This is a genomic window from Vibrio algicola (assembly GCF_009601765.2).
Lineage (GTDB): Bacteria > Pseudomonadota > Gammaproteobacteria > Enterobacterales > Vibrionaceae > Vibrio > Vibrio algicola.
Window position 1 is genome coordinate 667768 of record NZ_CP045700.1, and the last position, 18193, is coordinate 685960.

At 42.4% G+C, this 18193-nt stretch carries 17 protein-coding genes and 1 pseudogene; 9 read left to right on the top strand and 9 right to left on the bottom strand.

Annotation, left to right across the window (positions count from 1 at the left end; translation table 11 throughout):
- From galK to galE, 3 genes are all read right to left on the bottom strand, one after another.
- Positions 1 to 1179: a galactokinase gene (galK, locus tag GFB47_RS14800; protein WP_153448791.1), complete on the bottom strand. Its 1179-nt coding sequence runs from the start codon at positions 1177 to 1179 to the stop codon at positions 1 to 3.
- A gap of 106 nt (positions 1180 to 1285) precedes the next feature.
- A complete protein-coding gene (locus tag GFB47_RS14805; protein WP_153448792.1) occupies positions 1286 to 2353 on the bottom strand; it encodes a UDP-glucose--hexose-1-phosphate uridylyltransferase in 1068 nt (355 codons plus the stop codon).
- Between the two features lie 63 nt (positions 2354 to 2416).
- Positions 2417 to 3448 carry a UDP-glucose 4-epimerase GalE gene (gene galE / locus GFB47_RS14810; RefSeq protein WP_153448793.1) on the bottom strand — a complete coding sequence of 344 codons (1032 nt, stop codon included), beginning with the start codon at positions 3446 to 3448 and terminating at the stop codon, positions 2417 to 2419.
- Between the two features lie 422 nt (positions 3449 to 3870).
- Here galE and GFB47_RS14815 point away from each other — a divergent pair, with 422 nt between their 5' ends.
- A complete protein-coding gene (locus tag GFB47_RS14815; protein ID WP_153448794.1) occupies positions 3871 to 4422 on the top strand; it encodes a TackOD1 domain-containing metal-binding protein in 552 nt (183 codons plus the stop codon).
- A gap of 22 nt (positions 4423 to 4444) precedes the next feature.
- A pseudogene (locus GFB47_RS14820) lies at positions 4445 to 5586 on the top strand (IS3 family transposase).
- A gap of 126 nt (positions 5587 to 5712) precedes the next feature.
- Here the strand turns inward: GFB47_RS14820 and GFB47_RS14825 are convergent.
- Positions 5713 to 7674, bottom strand: a complete 1962-nt coding sequence (locus tag GFB47_RS14825) for a bifunctional 2',3'-cyclic-nucleotide 2'-phosphodiesterase/3'-nucleotidase (protein ID WP_153448795.1) — start codon at positions 7672 to 7674, stop codon at positions 5713 to 5715.
- 132 nt (positions 7675 to 7806) lie between these two features.
- On the bottom strand, positions 7807 to 8649 hold the full coding sequence (locus tag GFB47_RS14830; RefSeq protein ID WP_153448796.1) for a DUF6279 family lipoprotein: 843 nt from the start codon (positions 8647 to 8649) through the stop codon (positions 7807 to 7809).
- 281 nt (positions 8650 to 8930) lie between these two features.
- Between GFB47_RS14830 and GFB47_RS14835 the strand changes: the two genes are divergently transcribed.
- The 6 genes from GFB47_RS14835 to GFB47_RS14860 all read left to right on the top strand — a co-directional run bounded on the left by GFB47_RS14835 (position 8931) and on the right by GFB47_RS14860 (position 12489).
- Entirely contained in the window at positions 8931 to 9866 is a 936-nt protein-coding gene (locus GFB47_RS14835) for a M14 family metallopeptidase (protein WP_153448797.1), read from the top strand.
- Positions 9867 to 9892: 26 nt separating this feature from the next.
- Positions 9893 to 10408 carry a DUF2301 domain-containing membrane protein gene (locus tag GFB47_RS14840; protein WP_153448798.1) on the top strand — a complete coding sequence of 172 codons (516 nt, stop codon included), beginning with the start codon at positions 9893 to 9895 and terminating at the stop codon, positions 10406 to 10408.
- 177 nt (positions 10409 to 10585) lie between these two features.
- Positions 10586 to 11122, top strand: coding sequence for a YaeQ family protein (locus GFB47_RS14845; protein WP_153448799.1), 537 nt, complete (start codon positions 10586 to 10588; stop codon positions 11120 to 11122).
- Positions 11123 to 11259: 137 nt separating this feature from the next.
- Entirely contained in the window at positions 11260 to 11763 is a 504-nt protein-coding gene (locus tag GFB47_RS14850) for a hypothetical protein (protein WP_153448800.1), read from the top strand.
- Between the two features lie 26 nt (positions 11764 to 11789).
- Positions 11790 to 12044 (top strand): glutathione S-transferase N-terminal domain-containing protein, encoded by a 255-nt coding sequence (locus tag GFB47_RS14855; RefSeq protein WP_153448801.1) that lies wholly within the window; start codon positions 11790 to 11792, stop codon positions 12042 to 12044.
- A gap of 79 nt (positions 12045 to 12123) precedes the next feature.
- A complete protein-coding gene (locus GFB47_RS14860; RefSeq protein ID WP_153448802.1) occupies positions 12124 to 12489 on the top strand; it encodes a glutaredoxin family protein in 366 nt (121 codons plus the stop codon).
- Between the two features lie 187 nt (positions 12490 to 12676).
- On the opposite strand, the gene GFB47_RS14865 is transcribed toward GFB47_RS14860, so the two are convergent.
- Positions 12677 to 13615: a DUF808 domain-containing protein gene (locus GFB47_RS14865; protein ID WP_153448803.1), complete on the bottom strand. Its 939-nt coding sequence runs from the start codon at positions 13613 to 13615 to the stop codon at positions 12677 to 12679.
- A gap of 486 nt (positions 13616 to 14101) precedes the next feature.
- Between GFB47_RS14865 and GFB47_RS14870 the strand changes: the two genes are divergently transcribed.
- Positions 14102 to 14884: a TSUP family transporter gene (locus tag GFB47_RS14870; RefSeq protein ID WP_153448804.1), complete on the top strand. Its 783-nt coding sequence runs from the start codon at positions 14102 to 14104 to the stop codon at positions 14882 to 14884.
- On the opposite strand, the gene GFB47_RS14875 is transcribed toward GFB47_RS14870, so the two are convergent.
- The 3 genes from GFB47_RS14875 to GFB47_RS14885 all read right to left on the bottom strand — a co-directional run bounded on the left by GFB47_RS14875 (position 14835) and on the right by GFB47_RS14885 (position 18152).
- Positions 14835 to 15680 (bottom strand): LysR family transcriptional regulator, encoded by an 846-nt coding sequence (locus GFB47_RS14875; RefSeq protein ID WP_153448805.1) that lies wholly within the window; start codon positions 15678 to 15680, stop codon positions 14835 to 14837. The genes GFB47_RS14870 and GFB47_RS14875 overlap by 50 nt on opposite strands.
- 319 nt (positions 15681 to 15999) lie before the next feature.
- Complete coding sequence (locus GFB47_RS14880; protein WP_153448806.1) at positions 16000 to 17475, bottom strand: sensor histidine kinase; 1476 nt, start codon at positions 17473 to 17475, stop codon at positions 16000 to 16002.
- Positions 17469 to 18152 (bottom strand): response regulator transcription factor, encoded by a 684-nt coding sequence (locus GFB47_RS14885; protein ID WP_153448807.1) that lies wholly within the window; start codon positions 18150 to 18152, stop codon positions 17469 to 17471. The genes GFB47_RS14880 and GFB47_RS14885 overlap by 7 nt, the downstream gene beginning before the upstream one ends.
- Between the last annotated feature and the right edge of the window lie 41 nt (positions 18153 to 18193).

Sequence of the window (18193 nt, forward strand, 5' to 3'; positions counted from 1 at the left end):
TTAACGAGTCTCAGTTGTAATAACGCCAGCGCCATCCATTGCTTTACACACATAGATGGTTTCTTTTAAGCCCGTTTTAGCTTGATATTGTGCTTCCACTGCCGCTTTTACTGCATCAACTAAAGACGGTGGAACCAGAGAAACCACACAACCACCAAAGCCGCCGCCCGTCATGCGTACGCCACCTTGAGTGCCAAGCACGTCTTTCACAATATCAACAATCGCATCAACTTCTGGGCAAGTGATATCAAAATCATCGCGCATAGACACATGCGATTGTTCCATCAGTACCGCTAAACGTGCCATGTCGTGATTTCTTAATGCAATCGCCGCTTCTTCTGTTCGATCGTTTTCGGTGATCACATGACGAGCGCGTTTGGCTACCACTTGGTCTAGCTCGGCTTCACGTTGCATAAATTGCTCAATCGACACATCACGCAATGCTTTCACATTGAAAAAGTCGGCGGCTGCTTCACATTGCTGGCGGCGAGTGTTGTATTCGCTGTCAACTAAGCCGCGTTTTTTATTCGAGTTAATGATCACAATCGCCATATCTTCTGGCATGGATACCGCTTTTGTTTCTAGCGAGCGACAATCAATCAATAATGAATGGTTACGTTTACCTTCAGCCGAAATAAGCTGGTCCATAATGCCGCAGTTACACCCAACAAATTGGTTTTCGGCTTGCTGACCATTTAAGGCGATATCTTGTTGTGAGATGTTAAGCTCGTACAGGGTTTTAAATGTCTGCCCAATCACCACTTCTAATGCTGCCGAAGAGCTTAATCCCGCCCCTTGTGGCACATTGCCGCTCACTGCAATATCGGCACCCGTAAATTCATAACCACGTTTTTGCAAACAATCAATCACGCCGCGAATGTAGTTAACCCACATCACATCATGATCAAATTCGAGTGGTTTGGAAATATCAAACTCATTCACTTGGTTATCAAAATCCACCGCTACCACACGCACGATGTTGTCATCACGCTTAGAGGCTGCCACCAAGGTTTGGTAATCAATCGCGCACGGCAGCACAAAACCATCATTATAATCGGTATGTTCACCAATTAAGTTCACACGGCCTGGCGCTTGAATAATGTGCGTCGCGGCGTAGTTAAAAATCAGTTCAAATGCGCCATTAACGGCTTCTATTAACTTTTGAGTACGTTCGTTCATTGGGTTTACCTACATAGTTTTAATAATGATCACTCGTATGGATATACTCTTGATATGAAAATAAAAACTTCCATTATCTAAAGGAGAGACGAGTGTTTAAATTGGGTTATTGTGCATCTTTATAATGTTGACTGCTTAATGCACGTAATCTTTCTGCTGCTTGTTCTGCGGTGAGATCGCGCTGACTTTCTGCCAGCATTTCATAGCCCACCATGAATTTTTTAACCGTCGCAGAGCGCAACAATGGTGGATAAAACAAAGCATGCAATTGCCAATGTTCAGTACCTTTATCTTCTATTGAATCATCATTTTCAAAAAATGGCGCGTAATGCCACCCCATTGAGTACGGGAAGGAACATTGGAATAAATTATCGTAACGACAAGTGAGTTGTTTGATCGCGAGTGCCAAGTCATCACGTTGTGCATCGCTGAGATCATTCATACGTTTGATGTGCGTTTTTGGCAGTAACATGGTTTCAAATGGCCACGCCGCCCAATAAGGGACCACGGCGATCCAATGCTCGGTTTCTACTACAGTACGCGCGCCATCTTGCAGCTCACTTTGCACATAATCGACTAATAAGTTGGTGCCATGTTGTTGGTAATAATCACGCAGATTTTTATCTTTACGCTCGATTTCGTTAGGCAAAAAGCTATTAGCCCAGATTTGTCCATGCGGATGAGGTTGCGAACAGCCCATTGCCTCACCTTTATTTTCAAACGCTTGCACCCATAGGTAATCTTGACCTAATTCTTCAATTTGCTCATTCCATGTGTCGACCACATTACGGATCTGTGACACGGGTAATTCCGGCAGGGTTTTGCTGTGATCGGGCGAGAAGCAAATCACTCGGCTTAACCCGCGTACCCCTTGGGTTTTAAATAACGGATTTGTGGACGGTGGCGCATCCGGTGAATCTGGCATTAAGGCGGCAAAGTCGTTTTGGAACACAAAGGTGCCTTTATAATCAGGATTCACATCGCCAGAAATTCGGGTATTGGTTGGGCATAAAAAGCAATCGTCTTGATATGGCTTAATGCTGGCGGTCACAGGTTTCTCATCTTGACCACTCCACGGGCGTTTGGCGCGATGAGGAGACACTAAGATCCACTGCCCAGTTAATGGATTGTAGCGGCGATGTGGATGATCAATGGGGTTAAATTCTGTTGTCATTTTTTATTTTCTGCCTGTTTGAGTGAGTTAAAGCGTGAATAACCAATATTATTGATCCCAATATTACGAATCATAGCCATTAGGGTTATTCGACTGCCAACGCCAAGTATCTGCGCTCATTTCTGCCACATCTCGCGTGGCTTTCCAGCCTAAATCTTGTTCTGCTTTTTCTGTACTTGCCCAGCATTCGGCAATATCACCCGCGCGACGTGGTTTGATTTCATACGCCACTTGATGCCCGCAAGCGCTAGAGAATGCATTGACCATATCCAATACGCTGCTGCCTTGGCCAGTTCCTAGATTATAGATATGCAAACCGGCTTTATTCGTCAGTGCATTAATGGCGGCCAAATGCCCATCGGCTAGGTCCATAACATGAATGTAGTCACGCACACCGGTGCCATCTGGGGTGGCATAATCATCGCCAAATACCGCCAATTTATCACGACGACCAACGGCCACTTGCGCAATAAATGGCATGAGGTTATTCGGCATACCTTGAGGATCTTCCCCCATCGTGCCAGATGGATGCGCGCCAACAGGATTGAAATAACGCAACAAGGTAATGCTCCAATCCTTTTCAGCGTCAAACAGATCGCTAAAGCATTCTTCAATAATGTATTTACTGCGACCATAAGGGTTGGTGGTGGCACCTGTTGGTGACGACTCGGTGATCGGTACTTGAGCAGGATCGCCATACACAGTCGCCGATGAACTGAATACAATATTTTTCACCCCTGCGGTACGCATACTGCGCGCTAACACCAAAGAACCATTCACGTTGTTATCGTAGTATTCCAAAGGCTTGGCAACCGACTCCCCGACCGCTTTTAGACCTGCAAAATGGATCACCGCATCAATAGGTTGGTTGCTATTGGCTTGTTCACTAAAGACCTGATCTAAGAAAGCTTCATCACGCACATCACCTTGATAAAATTCAGGCTTGGTGCCGGTTAGCGCTTCAATGCGATTTAAAACCTCTAACTTGCTGTTGGTTAAGTTATCTAATGCAATTGGCTGATGCCCAGCGTTGATTAACTGCACACAAGTATGACTGCCGATATACCCTAACCCACCCGTGACTAAAACTTTCATTTTGACTCCTTCATGATCTTTAGCTTCCAAAAGAAAACGATCCCATTAAAGCAAACCGCTTAACTTATGGTGATAATAGCAACATACCCGGCATTATTTCTGTGATCCAACGCAATTAATGTAAACGTTTACACTTGTAATTACATTAACATTGGAACACCAACATCACTGAGGAACATCCAGCAACTCTGCCTAACAGATCCATGCCTTCATGAATAGGTTTATCAAGCCTATAACTGCCGAAAATCCACATTAATAACCTAAATAATGTTATTAATTACGATATCACTACCAAAAATTAAAGTTCACGCCATAGGATGCTGAACTTCTACATTTTTGATAAGAATATTATGGACTTACTTTTTTTTAACACTCAAAACTCGGTATCTACACCTTCGATGCGACACAATCAGGTAACATGCTTGACTGAACTCAATAAGCATTCAGCATCAGTTTGTCTTATTTCAGCAAACGAACCAGAACAAGACAAATTATTACAATCAATTCATCAATTAGAACACACGCATACTTGGCAAATATATGTGATGAAAGAAAGTACCTTATCTGCTCATTTATCTGATGGGTTATGGTCGGAAAATGAGTGGGAAGCGAAATGGCAACAACATCAAAAACGGTTATCTCATCTCAATGACCGACAAACTTGCCCTATCCTCACTTGGTTATGGCTGGATGAAAAGCGCTCTTTATTACCCGTAAAAGATCATCATACCGACCAAGTTTATTATTACCCATTGATCGATTGTTATTACCCTGCATTACAGTCAGCACAAACGTATGTAGTGGCAAAGCTGAAAAATCAATTACTCCAAACAGAAGACTTTATCGACCGAATTCGGCACTGCCCTGAGTGTGACTCAGCACATCTTAATTATGTTGAAACCTGCGTGTATTGCCACAGCGCGGATATCCAACTATTCTGGTCTAATCGATCTGGACACCTTGATTGTGGATAATCGATAATCAATCGAGGTGAATATGAATACAAAACGTCAATATCGAACTTATACGAAAGAATTTAAAGAAGAGGCAATCGGCCTTATTACCGAACAAGGGTATTCTGTCGCCCAAGCTGCTGATGCGTTGGGAGTATCACAAAACCTGCTTTATACTTGGAAGCAGAAGGCTGACGAACTCAATAATTCATCTGTCAACGCAGATGAAAAAACGGAATTAATGGCTCTGAGAAAGGAAGTAAAGCAGCTTAGAATGGAGAAAGAGATCCTAAAAAAAGCCAGCGCCTTCTTTGCGAAAGAAATGAAGTAAAGTTTCAATTTATTCGAGAGCATCGCTCTCGATTTCCAATAAAAATGCTTTGTAACGCTCTAAAAGTAAGCCGCAGTGCATTTTATGATTGGTTAGCACGACCTGCTCAGATCATTACTGAGCAAGAGCTTAATTTATACAGAACTGCCAAGCGCTTATTCAAGCGCAGTCGTGGAAGTTTAGGCTCTCGTCAATTAGCTAAGAAACTACGTGAAGAAGGCTTCACTATCGGGCGTTATCGTACTCGCACCATCATGCGTAAGTTAGGTCTTGTTGTGCGTCAGCGTCGAGCTTATAAAATCACCACCAAGCGGAAACATAGTGATAGCGTTGCAGATAATATATTAAAACAACAATTTAATCCTACAGTGCCCAATCGTATTTGGGCCGGAGATGTTACTTATCTGAGAACCAATCAAGGTTGGATGTATCTGGCTGTAGTCATGGATTTACATTCACGCGGATCATTGGTTGGGCATTATCAGATCGCATGACGGTAGGTCTCGTTGAACGTGCATTACAAATGGCAATTACACTTCGTAAGCCTCAAAGAGGCTTACTTTTCCTCACAGTACACCAGTAGTTCATTTCAGCACCTGTTAACGAGAAATGGCATCACATCATCAATGAGCAGCGTTGGAGCTTGTTTAGACAATGCAGTCGTCGAACGGTTCTTCGGTAGCTTGAAAAATGAATGGCTACTCAATGTGGTTTATTTAACGCGTGATGCAATGAAAGAAGATGTTGAAGAATATATCCGGTATTACAACCATGAAAGGTTGCATACTACGCTTGGTGATTTAACGCCAATCGACTATAAAAAATTACAAAGTCAGGTGTCCTATTGGGCTTGACCAGAATACTCGGTATAACTAAGATTAAATCCAAAAAAAATCCCCGAGTCGATGAATATACATCATCTTGGGGATTTCAATATCTGGACACCTTAAACGCCCAAAATCTCTCGATGAACAGCTAATTTACTTATTCAACTCCAACTGGTAAACCGCGAAACCAACTTCATCGGTAGCGACTTTCTTCATCGGATACTGGGCTTTGGCTTTAATGAAAGCGGCGGCTTTATCGCTTGGTGAGGTTTCAAAGCGCACATCTAAATTGGCTTTGGTTTTAATCGGGGCAAACGACCAGTTGTTATCCGCGCTTGGCGTGACTTGGCCCTTCTCTTTACTCACGCGGGTAATATAGTCGGCCAAGATTGTGCGGTTTTCATCCGGAGAATCAAACGCCACATACTTGGAACCAGTACCTGCAAACTTACCGCCATAAGCTCGGTAGTTATTGGTCGCCACGATAAAGGTTTGTTTAGGGTTGATCGGCTCGCCTTTATAAGTCAGGTTCACAATACGCTGAGAATCAGGGTGAATCGCCTTACAATCACCGTCATATTTGGCCGGTTGAGTCACATCAATTTGATAGTTAACCCCATCAATCACATCGTAATTATACGTACGGAAACCATCCCAGTTAATGAGTGACTGCGGCTTACTGCTGTTTGGATCAATTTGATTAAACTGCCCTGCTGAACACTCAAGCCATTCTTTTACATCAGCGCCAGACACTTTAAGTGCCACCAGCGTATTTGGATACAGGTATAAATCAGCCGCATTACGGAAAGTTAGTTGCCCTGCTTCGACTTCGGTAAAGTTACCAGGATCGTTCTTACGGCCACCCGCTTTAAACGGTGCTGCTGCGGCTAAAACCGGTAAACCATCCAGATCGGGATCGCCTTGAATAAAGCGTTCGGTGTAATCTTTTTGCGCCATATTAACAATTTGTACCGTAGGATCATCTTGCACTAACGACAAGTAACTGTACATTTCATCACTGGCTTTACCGATTGGCTGATTAACAAAATCCCGCGTGCCTTGATGATCTTCTTCAAGCGCATGTTTCACTTGCATATCTTCTGCAGCTAAAGACTTTTGAGCCTTAGCATCATAAATAGGACGAGCTTCGGCTTTACCGTTGGCAACCATCCATTTATCACCTTTTTGTTCGAGCACTAAATCAATCACCCCCACATGGCTCCCCCAACGACCCGGCATCACCGAAGGTACGCCATTAATGGTGCCTTGTTTAATATCTGCGCCAGCCACTTTGGCAAATTCTTCGCTTGGGAACACGGCATGAGAATGACCAAAAGTGATCGCATCAATGCCTTTTACTTTAGTGAGGTAATAAACGGAATTTTCCGCTCCTTGTTGGTATTTCTCAGTCGAAATGCCCGAGTGAGGAATGGCGACAATCACATCGGCCCCTTCGGCGCGCATTTTAGGGATGAACTTTTCAGCCGTTTCTTTTATATCGGCAACTTTTACTTTGCCAGTTAGATTTTTTCTATCCCACACCATGATTTGTGGTGGTACAAAACCAATATAACCGACTTTAATTTGGTGTGACTCACCGTCAGTATCTTTAAACTGATATTTTTTGATCACATAAGGGTTAAAGTAATTCTTGCCCGTTTTAGCATCAACCACATTGGCATTCACATACGGAAAATTAGCATCATTGGTGGCTTCAGCTAAAAAATCTAGCCCATAGTTAAATTCGTGGTTGCCAATGTTACCCACATCATAATCAAGTAAATTCATCGCTTTATAAGCGGGGTGCACTTCACTTGGTTTTAAACCATGCGAGGCAATATAATCGCCCATCGGACTGCCTTGCAATAAATCACCGTTATCCACCAGCACGCTATTTTTAACTTCTTTACGCGCATTCTCAATCAAGGTTGCCGCGCGAACTAAGCCGATTTTCTTCGAAGCTTGATCTTTGTAGTAATCGTAATCCATATAGTTCGCATGAATGTCCGTAGTTTCAATCACGCGTAAGTGAATAGTGTCCGCAAAAGTAGGATTTGACAGGCCGATCATCCCGATCAACACAGACAAAGAAAGTGGGTGGCGTACAATTTTCATTAAGCTCTCCATTTGGCTCTTGTAATGAGTCGCATCTTATTAACAATGAGACGTATCTAACGTGTGAGTGTAATAATAAATCAGCTTACATTTCATTTATGTGATGAATGATAGATCGAGAATGATTTATTTTTATTTTGCATCTTCCATAAGTTCGCTAAACCTCTCGCGCCAATCGCGTAATTGTTGATGGTAATGCTCAAACTGCTCTGGGTTCATGGCTTGGATCACATCCACCAGCATCGTAATCGTGACGGTGCGGTTATGTTGCCGTTTTTGCGTGAGCGACTCGGGGTACAACCTATCGGGGTTAAGCAAGGTCGTGCTAAATTTTTGTTTGAATGCAGGTGAGTCATTACGCTGCAAAAATAACACCTGTAATTCGGATTTATTGATCAATTGTTGTTTAAGCCAATCTTGCCGCATAGATGGACGATCTTTACTCCATTGCTTCACCATCGCAACTTGTGAGGCAGACAAATCGCCGATCCACGTTTCCAATATGTCAGTCATTCCTTGTTGTGATTTTTCGCGCCGTTGTTGATCGCTGAGGTCATTATCATCGGCATAACGGTCTTCGTATTTGCGTTGCAACGAATCAAATAATTCATCGCCTTGTTGTTGATCTAAACTCATAAATAAGCGGTATAAATGCGGCATAGAATGAGTGACTAATTGAGTCGAAAAGTCTTTTAGTACCTCGTACTGTTGTGCCACTTGTTGCTTGTTCGCTTGAGAGGGCGTCAGAGTAAGCAGGTAATCAATCTGTTTAATATATAAGGGTAATTGTTCGGCTCGATGCCACGCTTGCACCTCGCGTACCGATTGTTTAAACGACGCTTGTTGTTGATCACTTAATGACACATAGCGATCGACATATTGCGCTGCCATCCAATCTAAGCGGTTATAAAAAAATTGGGTTGAACAGGCTGTCATTAATAGCAAACTCAATATGATACAAATCCGTTTGGTCATAACATTCCTTATCCATCACGGTTTACTGTTCTTACTTCAGTGTAAGCAATAAATCCATCAATTAAGAGAGCGCCATAATATTTCTGCTATAGCCGAGATAATAAAGTGCTAAGATTGTGACTATACCCAAAGTAATTGAAGTTGCAGTGAGGCGGCAAGTAAACAAAGCCCCATGAGCTTAGCTTGCCTAAGTGATTGGGGTAAGTTAGCGCAGCCAACAAAGCTGCAGCTTCAAGTAAGACGGGTATATATCAGTGATAGCACTCAATAAAGGATACGTTATGAACTCTGAAAATGCCTTCCCAATCGGGACTCTGGGTCAAAAATGGACAGCCATTGAAAAACGTCAATGGCTAGAACAAACCAGTGTGAAGCGCAGTTATTTTGATGAAGTTATGCCAAAGATTGATGGCTTAAAAAATGATTTCGATGCCTTTCATTATGCCGATTTGCACTACGATGCGAACCCTGTCGGGGAAAGCCGCTACCCACTTTGGGCGCTAAAATCCAAGTCTTGGTCTGCCAATAAACCAACCGTTTTGATTACTGGTGGTGTGCACGGCTATGAAACCAGTGGTGTGCATGGCGCGCTGTTGTTTGCTCAAAGTGAAGCCAAGCGTTACCAAGACCAGTTTAATATTGTGATCGCGCCGTGTGTCAGCCCGTGGGGTTATGAAACCATTAATCGCTGGAACCCCGATGCGCTCGATCCTAACCGCAACTTTATTGCCAATAGCCCTGCACAAGAATCCGCCGCGCTCATGAAGATGGTCAAAGATCTCGATGCGCCAATTTTAGTCCACATTGATTTGCATGAAACCACCGATACCGATGAACTGGAGTTTCGTCCAGCGCTTGCGGCGCGCGATGGTTTAGCTTACACAAAAGGCTCAATCCCTGATGGTTTCTACACGGTTGGCGATACCGAAAAACAAGACGATGCGCTACAAAAGGCGATTATTGATTCAGTACGTAAAGTCACCCACATTGCCCCTGCCGATGACAACCACCAAATTATTGGATCCGATGTAACGCAAGATGGCGTGATCAACTACCCATTAGCCAAATTAGGTTTATGTGCCGGTTTTACCGATTATACTTATTGCACCACCACGGAAGTTTACCCAGACAGCCCTAAAGTGACCAATGATGAATGTAATCGCGCTCAAGTTGCCGCTATTGTGGGCGCATTGGATTATGTTTTAACGACACTTTAAACCTCAACACACAATAGGACCACCACATGGCTGACATACATATAAAAGAAGAGCTTGATAGCATCGATTATTTAACCGTCGGTTTTTATCGTTTAAGCTTTGGTGTGTCTGCCATTGCGATGTTGTTGTTTAACTTTATTGCTTTTGAATATGCCAGCCAGTTGCTGATTTGCAGCTCACTTGTGGCGGCGGCTTGTATGCATATTTATGATAAAAACATTCGCTGGATCATCTTAGGGTCGGCGCTATTTTCTGTCTGTTGGCTGGCGATAGGTCTCGCGCCAATTTTGGCGATAGGTGCAAGCTTTTTAGTCACGAGTGGCCTTGCGATCAAAGAGTATTATTGCTTTCGGATTTATTTGGTTCGTATTACGCCGGTGGTGTTAATCATTTATTGGTTGAGCTTGTTGATCCCTATTTTACCCATCATCACACATGGGTTAGCCATTGCCTCGTTCTTATTACTGAGCGGAATTTGTATTGCTAAGTTTCGCCAGCCATTTCATTTCGATATTGGCGATAAAAGTAAGTTTCAGGTGTAAAGGAATAAGCATGCTAAATCAAATAACGTTGATCGACAGCAGATATTAGTATCCCAACCAAAGCGCCATACGCCACCCCATCACTGCGGTGGCGCTTTTTATGGCAATAACTCACCACTTGGCTGATTTATCACGTACAATCACCTTCTCTTTACTCGCACTCCCAAAGGCTAACTTGTGGCTTTAAAACCAACTATTTATAAATTTCGTATCGCATTAACCGATATCAATAACGATCACTACGATTCACTAAACCTCACCATCGCTCAGCATCCATCCGAGAATGATGCTCGTATGATGGCGCGTGTGATCGCGTATTGCTTAAATGCCAAACCGGATCTGCAATTTACTAAAGGCCTATCTAGCATTGAAGAGCCGGATATTTGGTTAAAGTCGTTAGATGATCAATTACTGCATTGGATTGAAGCCGGCGAGCCTGATTTTGATCGGGTTAAAAAAGCCACCCGCTTGGCCAAACAGGTCAGCATTTATAGCTTTAATACCAAATCGGATGTGTGGTGGAAGCAAAACCAAGACAAGTTCTCAACGTTGAATGCTGATATTTTCCGCTTAGATCATGCCGGGGTATTAGCCTCGACCAAGATGATTGCGCGCACCTTAGAATTAGGCGTGATGGTTTCAGGCAATACAATTTACTTATCGACTGACGATCAACAATGTGAAGTAACATGGGAAATGTTGTCCGAGTCGTAAGTATTACTCGTTTGGTATACCAATAGTGCGCAAGGATACCCAAAGCTACAGCGTCAAGTAAGACGATTATAATAATATTTGTTATGATAGCCTCTATATCTTATTACCCTATTTAATTGATAGTAAAGGAAGACAGGATGTTTCGACTCTCCACTCATTTCTCTGCAACGCTTTTTTCTGCCTTGCTAGTGACATCAAGTATGGCTCAAGCAGAGCAATCAGCCAGCGTGTCTGCCGCTACGCCTGCGACAGTCTCAGCCAGCGAGCAAGCCAATCCTTCTGCTGTAAGTTCTAGTCAAGCAACACTTAGCACTTCAACCGTCGTTGCCACGCCAAGCAAAGATCCAATCGACCCTTCTCAACCGAAGATGTTAGCGGATAAAGATCTCACTCGTTACTTGGTGTGTGGATTTTTACACCGTGAAGGCAGTTATAAAATTGGATCTTATGTGATGACAGAATACCCAATTCAATGGACAATGCATCATGCTGAATACCAAGCTCTGGTTGAAAATAAGCTCACAGAAATTTCTCAACAACAAAATGTCTCTAAGTTTAAAGCAGAAGATACTCTCTACGATAAGTATTCATGTGGCCAAGCTTATGCAGATCTCTTAAAAATTAATCCAAATAAAATATAATTTAGAAAATAATCAAGGAGTTAGATATGACAATTTCCACTCAAGGCTTGGCACTGTATCACTTTGAAAGCTGCCCATATTGCCAAAAAGTTCGCCGTGCGGTTGCGGAATTAGGCCTCGATTTAGAATTACGCGATATTCGCAAAAATCCTGACTTCCAAGACGAGAAAGTAGCAGCAACCGGAAAAACGCAAGTACCGTGCCTACGCATCGAAAAATCAGATGGCGTGACGTGGTTATATGAATCTGATGCTGTGGTAGATTATTTGAAAGCGTTATAACCTCAAATTTTCTGACACAAACAAGGCTGAATGACTCAGCCTTTGTTTTTTATTTTTAGCAAACCCTTATAGGATTAACATGGCGATTATTCGTTGGATTTTAGGGCGTATTATTTTACTGCTCAATTTTGTTTTTTCACCTTCAGGTACCAAACGCTCGGCGCCAGAGCAACAAAAAATTGATCTTGCGACCCAACATCTTTCGTTGTATCAATATGAAGCCTGCCCTTTTTGTGTCAAAGTACGCCGTGCGATTAAGCGTAATAGTTTGAAAATTGAATTACGCGATGCCAAGAATAATCCGACTCATCGTGAGCAACTATTAACCTGTGGTGGCGCCATGAAAGTCCCTTGTTTACGAATTGAGCAGCAAGGTGAAGTGAAATGGTTGTATGAGTCAAACGATATCATTCAGTATTTAGAACAAGAGATTGTGGCGGCTTAATTCGGTTATGACTCCTCAAATTTGCACGTGCAAGTGACACAATCATGCTAACAATAAAATGGCGAATGACCTTTCAGTTGGTCATTCGCCATTTTATTAAGTGTTTAATGCTTCGTTCTTATACCAATGCCATAAATTTAATGAACGTTCAAAATTGATCAAATATTAAATGGAAATGGTATGGGTATTAGGGATTATTTTTGTTGCCATTTAAGCTTGTCTTTAATCCTGCCAATCCAGTCAATATCCCCACCAATACCGTCCCAGCCAATAGACCTAATACTGCCGTCACGATATAAGGAGCAACCGTTGCCACTAGTGGCATAGAAACCATTGGCGCGATCAAGCTTTGAGTAACATGATGCACTGCCGCAATACTATGTTCAATAATGCCACCGCCAACTAAGAACATCGCAACCGTTCCCACCACCGTGAGCACTTTCATCAATTTTGGCGCGGTGGCAACCAGAGCCCCACCAATCATATTCAAAGCGCCGCGACCTTGGCTTTTTCTTTGTAGATAAAACCCTAAGTCATCTAATTTTACGATCCCTGCCACCAAACCATATACCCCACAAGTCATGATAAAAGCGATAAAGCTCACCACAAAAATTTGAGTTAACTGCGGATGACCTTGCACTATCCCTAATGCGATCACGATGATCTCAAGCGATAATATAAAGTCGGTACGGATCGCGCCTTTTATCTTCTTTTTCTCAAACGCCAGTAAATCGATTGGTTCTTTACTGCCTCCGGCTCTTTTTGTTTGAGTCTCATTCTCTGAGTGATGGGGTAAATATTTCTCGAGAACTTTTTCTGCCCCTTCATAACATAAATACAAACCCCCGATTAATAACACTGGCATCAGAAGCCACGGCGCGAGTGCGCTGACTAACAAGGCTGAGGGCACTAATATTAATTTATTGCGAAAGGAGCCTTTAGCCACACCCCAGACCACAGGAATTTCACGCTCAGCTCGAACGCCTGTGACTTGCTGTGCGTTTAACGCCAGATCATCGCCTAGCACACCAACCGTTTTCTTGGCGGCCACTTTGGACATCAGTGCCACATCATCGAGCACTGACGCAATATCATCTAATAATGTCAGTAGACTTAAGCCGGCCATGAGTTATTCCTAAAATATAATCACAAAAAATAATCGATAATTTATCAATTCGTTACTAAAAATGAAAGCACATAACTTCGGTTATCAGGGGCGAAACGTATAAACTCAATGTTGAGATCTGCCTCGAAAACTAAACGCTTTTTCATAAGCCAACTCATAAATGCTGAATCCACGACTATAATTACTCTGTGTGCTTCTGATTCGCAATCATAATAAGCCCACTCCCTGCTTTAGGCTGCTTTTTACCATCCTAAGTAAAGTCTATAAGCAGGGATTTTTTGATCCCATCGTTATTCTGCCCATTCCATTTAATATCTGATCAAGTTGAATACACCGAAAAGATGCAGTCCTGTCCTAGTCGCTTGAGAAAGGCAATCCCATCAATATAACCAATGAAAATTTGGAATAGGTCTATTTCCTTCCTTTTGCTGATCCTACCGCGCTTTTAATGCTATTGTCAGCTCAATTATTATTATAGGGTAGAATATGGATCTCTCATTAGAAGTAATGGCGCTACTGGTCGCCGTTGCAGCATTAGCCGGCTTTATCGACGCCATGGCCGGTGGTGGCGGTTTACTCACCGTTCCTGCACTGTTAGCTGCGGGGATCCCACCCGCTCAAGCCTTAGCTACCAATAAATTACAAAGCTCATTTGGCAGCTTTTCTGCCAGTTTGTATTTTATTCGCAGCGGCACGGTGAAGCTTAAATCGATGTGGTTATCCATTGTGTGTACTTTTATTGGTGCAGCCATTGGTGCCACCACGGTACAGCATATCAACGCCGATGTATTAATGAGCATCATCCCAATCATTTTGATCGCCATTTCGAGCTATTTCTTATTCTCTAAGTCCTTGAGCCCTAAACCGGATGAAAAACCATTATTATCAGAAGCTGCATTCGCCTTTGCTATCGGTACCAGTGTTGGTTTTTATGATGGCTTTTTAGGCCCGGGAACCGGTTCAATATTTGCGGTGTGTTTTGTGGCGCTCGGTCGCTACAGTTTAGTTGCCGCTACCGCTCGTACTAAGGTGTTAAATTTCACCTCCAACATTGCCGCGTTGTCTTTCTTTATTATGGCAGGATTACCTATTTGGGAACTTGGTCTCACCATGGCGATTGGGAATTTTATTGGCGCTCGATTAGGAGCCAAAGTAGTATTAGGCAACGGTCAAAAAGTGGTACGCCCTTTGGTGATCATTATGTCGATGACTATGGCGCTTAAACTGTTGTGGGAACAACATCCACAATTGCTGCAATCAATCTTTTAACCCTTTCGTTTTGATAACTGTTCGGGCGTAAACAGATATTAATCGGGCGAGAGAGTGGCTTTAACGACTCAAAACTAAAGCAATACTTAGCCTCTATTTTTAACGTTTTCACTACCGAAAGTGGCACTAATGCGGCGGCAATTCCACCAAGTGCGAGTTGCGCCGCCGCAGAATATGAGTCCATCTCCATTAAAGCCTCAATCTTTAATTGCGACAACATATCAAACTGATTTCTATTGGCCGGATTGGATAAATCGTTGGTGAGCACTTGCTTAGGAAGTTGCAGCAATGGCGCTTGGCTTATTAACACAAACGGTTCTTGCCACAGCGATATAACTTTCAGCCCATGTTGAGCTGGTAAGTGGCCAGCGCAAAACCCAATGGTCGCTTTACCCGACTGGACACGCTCGACAATTCTTGGGGTGTGATGGGTACTAATCCGAATGGCAGCGTCACATTTAAAATGCTCGCCCATCATCTTGCATAAGTAGCCGGCGACTAAGGTTTCCGAGCAATCTAGCTTAATAATCGTTTGATCTTGCAGGTCATATTGTTCATAAATACGCCCTTGTAACTCTTGAAAGGTAGGGCCAATACTGGCGATCAACTCATTGGCCGCTGAGGTTAAACGCACATGACGCCCGTCTGGCACTATCAATTTTTTACCCAGTTTTTTTTCAAGCAAGGCGATGCGTTTACTGACCGCAGATTGACTAATATAAAGCTGGCTCCCCACCCGACTCATGGTTTTTTCTTGGCTGAGTGCCAGTAAGGTTTCAATCCCTTCCAGTAACATAATTTTTATTAACCTGAGTTTAAGTAAGCCGAATGGATCTAATATAGCATTATACTAGTATAAAATTCATGCTTATTGGGAATAGATTTATTGAAGATAGGGGAAAATAATCACCCTAACGACTGGCATTAGGGTGAGTTGCAAAGCCGCATAAATGGTTTTAAGGAGTAATAAGTTTTTATTACCTAGATAGTATGGTCAATATTGACGGTATTAAAAACAGTCAATTTTGCCTTTTCTATTTCCTCATTTATACCCGCAAGATTTGACGACACTGTAGTGTGAATGGTGCTCACCCTGAGGATTGTTTAAAGCAGCCTCAATGGTCATCCAATCTTTCATTCGTTGAGGCAATCGGCCCGACAGTGAAGGTAACTTGCTGTGCAATATCAGTATTAAAGGTCAATGTATAACCATTTTGTCGACAAATGTTATCCACGATTGATAAGCCTAACCCGTGCCGTTCGTTCGAGGTTCGTGAGCTATCGGCTTGGTACATCGGATCTAAAATATGCTCGATATCTTGTTGACTTAACGGCACAATCAAATCGTTGGTCACTTGTAATAACCAGCGCCCAGATTGAGTTGCCGGTATGAGTGAAACCGTCACAGTTGAACTCTCAGGGCTATAAAATAATGCATTATCAATAAGATTGGTAATAATGACATTGAGTGAGAAAGCATCGGCGTAGAGATTATCGGTTTTCAGTGCCACATCTACCCTTTGTTGAATAGTCGGCACTTTAAAGGCCAAATCTTGCAACACTTGCTCAAGCATAAATTCAGCATCTAACACATCATAATCTAACTGCATGGCGTTCGAGGATGATCGCTGTAATAACAGTAAATTATCTACGATGGTTTTCATTCTAGTCGCAATTTTAAGCATATCTTGCTTGTAGCTTTGGCCTATTCGCTCATCATTTGGATAACGAATATAGACTTCACTCAAACTGATTATTTCCGCAATTGGCGTTTTTAATTCATGGGCAATATCGCCAGTTAAGCGTTGTTCCGTTTGTAGCAGTAATTGATTCGCTTGAATAAAATTATTGATCTCTTTTCGGATCGGTTCGATCTCTTCAATTGTTTTGCCTGTCACTGGTGAGTCAATAAATTTTACTGAATCAATCTTTTCTTGCTGATTAATTTCAATTTTTTTTATTTCTTCATTTAAGTATTGCAGCGGTTGCAAACCATTACTAACAATGCGAGTAGCCACATTTCGCACCAAAAAAATCGAGAAGAAAAAGCTCACAACTAATAAGACATCCAGAAACATCAGCATCTTTTCTAGCGAACTATTTGATTCATATAAGGTTAAATAGGCGGGGTGAGCATGTTGAGTATGGAGTAATTCGGAGTCAGGTAAAAAATAGGAAAGTGACGCTCTGCCTGTTTCCCCATTTGGTAGTTTCATATCAACGATTTGGGTAGTATTGAGTGGCAAGGAAATTTTGAGTAATTCCAAATCGGGAAAGGCGGTTAATGATTCAGAACGCTTAAAGCTTTTATCTTGATACCATAATTGATAATAACCAACATCATCACTGCCTTTCGCATCTTTCATCATCCCATCATTGAATTTTACCGCGTCACCCGATTTATTAACGGTAACTAATGACTTTAAATAATTGGTTTTATTAATCAAAGCCCTATCAAACTGTGAATCGCCCCAACTGTCCATACTTAAATCGACCGATAAATAGATGGCGAAGATCAACACACCAAATAATACTGAAATCGAGTTCACCAAATTCCGCTTAATAGAACGAGGACGATTTTTGTTTAGCATAAATGACTCTTTTCAATAATGTAGCCAAAGCCACGTTTATTCTTTATCGGTAAATCACCGCCACATTGACGCGCTTTTTTACGCACTGAAGACAGGTGCGATTCAATGGTGTTTTTAGATAAGTGGTCAAAATTGCCCATAACCGCTTCACTGATTTTTTCAGCATTGACCACCCGACCTTGCGCTAAAAATAAGCATTCAATAATTTTAAATTCATTGCGGGTTAAATCAATGATTTGGCCTTGATAGGAAAAACTTTTGGTTTCAAGATCGAGCGTAAACCCGTCAATTTCAAGGCTATTATTGACTTGACTAGTTTTCCCACGACGCAATAACGCTAATATTCGCGCATGCAGTTCTTCAAAAGAAAAGGGTTTGGTGAGGTAATCGTCTGCGCCATCCATCAAGCCATCAATTTTATCTTTAGTGAGGTTTTTAGCCGATAAAATAATGACTTTGGTTTCGAGATTTTGCTTGCGCAGAGCTCGCAAAATATCCATACCATCAACATTGGGCAGCATTAAATCCAAGATCAATAAGTCATATTGATTGAGCAACGCCATACTTAAACCGGTTGCCCCATCACCTGCTTCATCAATGGTAAAGCCAAGGTTATTTAATCCTACCACCACACTGCGGCGCAATGCTTCTGAGTCTTCAATGATAAGTAGTTTCATGAGCTCTCTATTCAACCATATTGACGTAAATAAAAATGGGC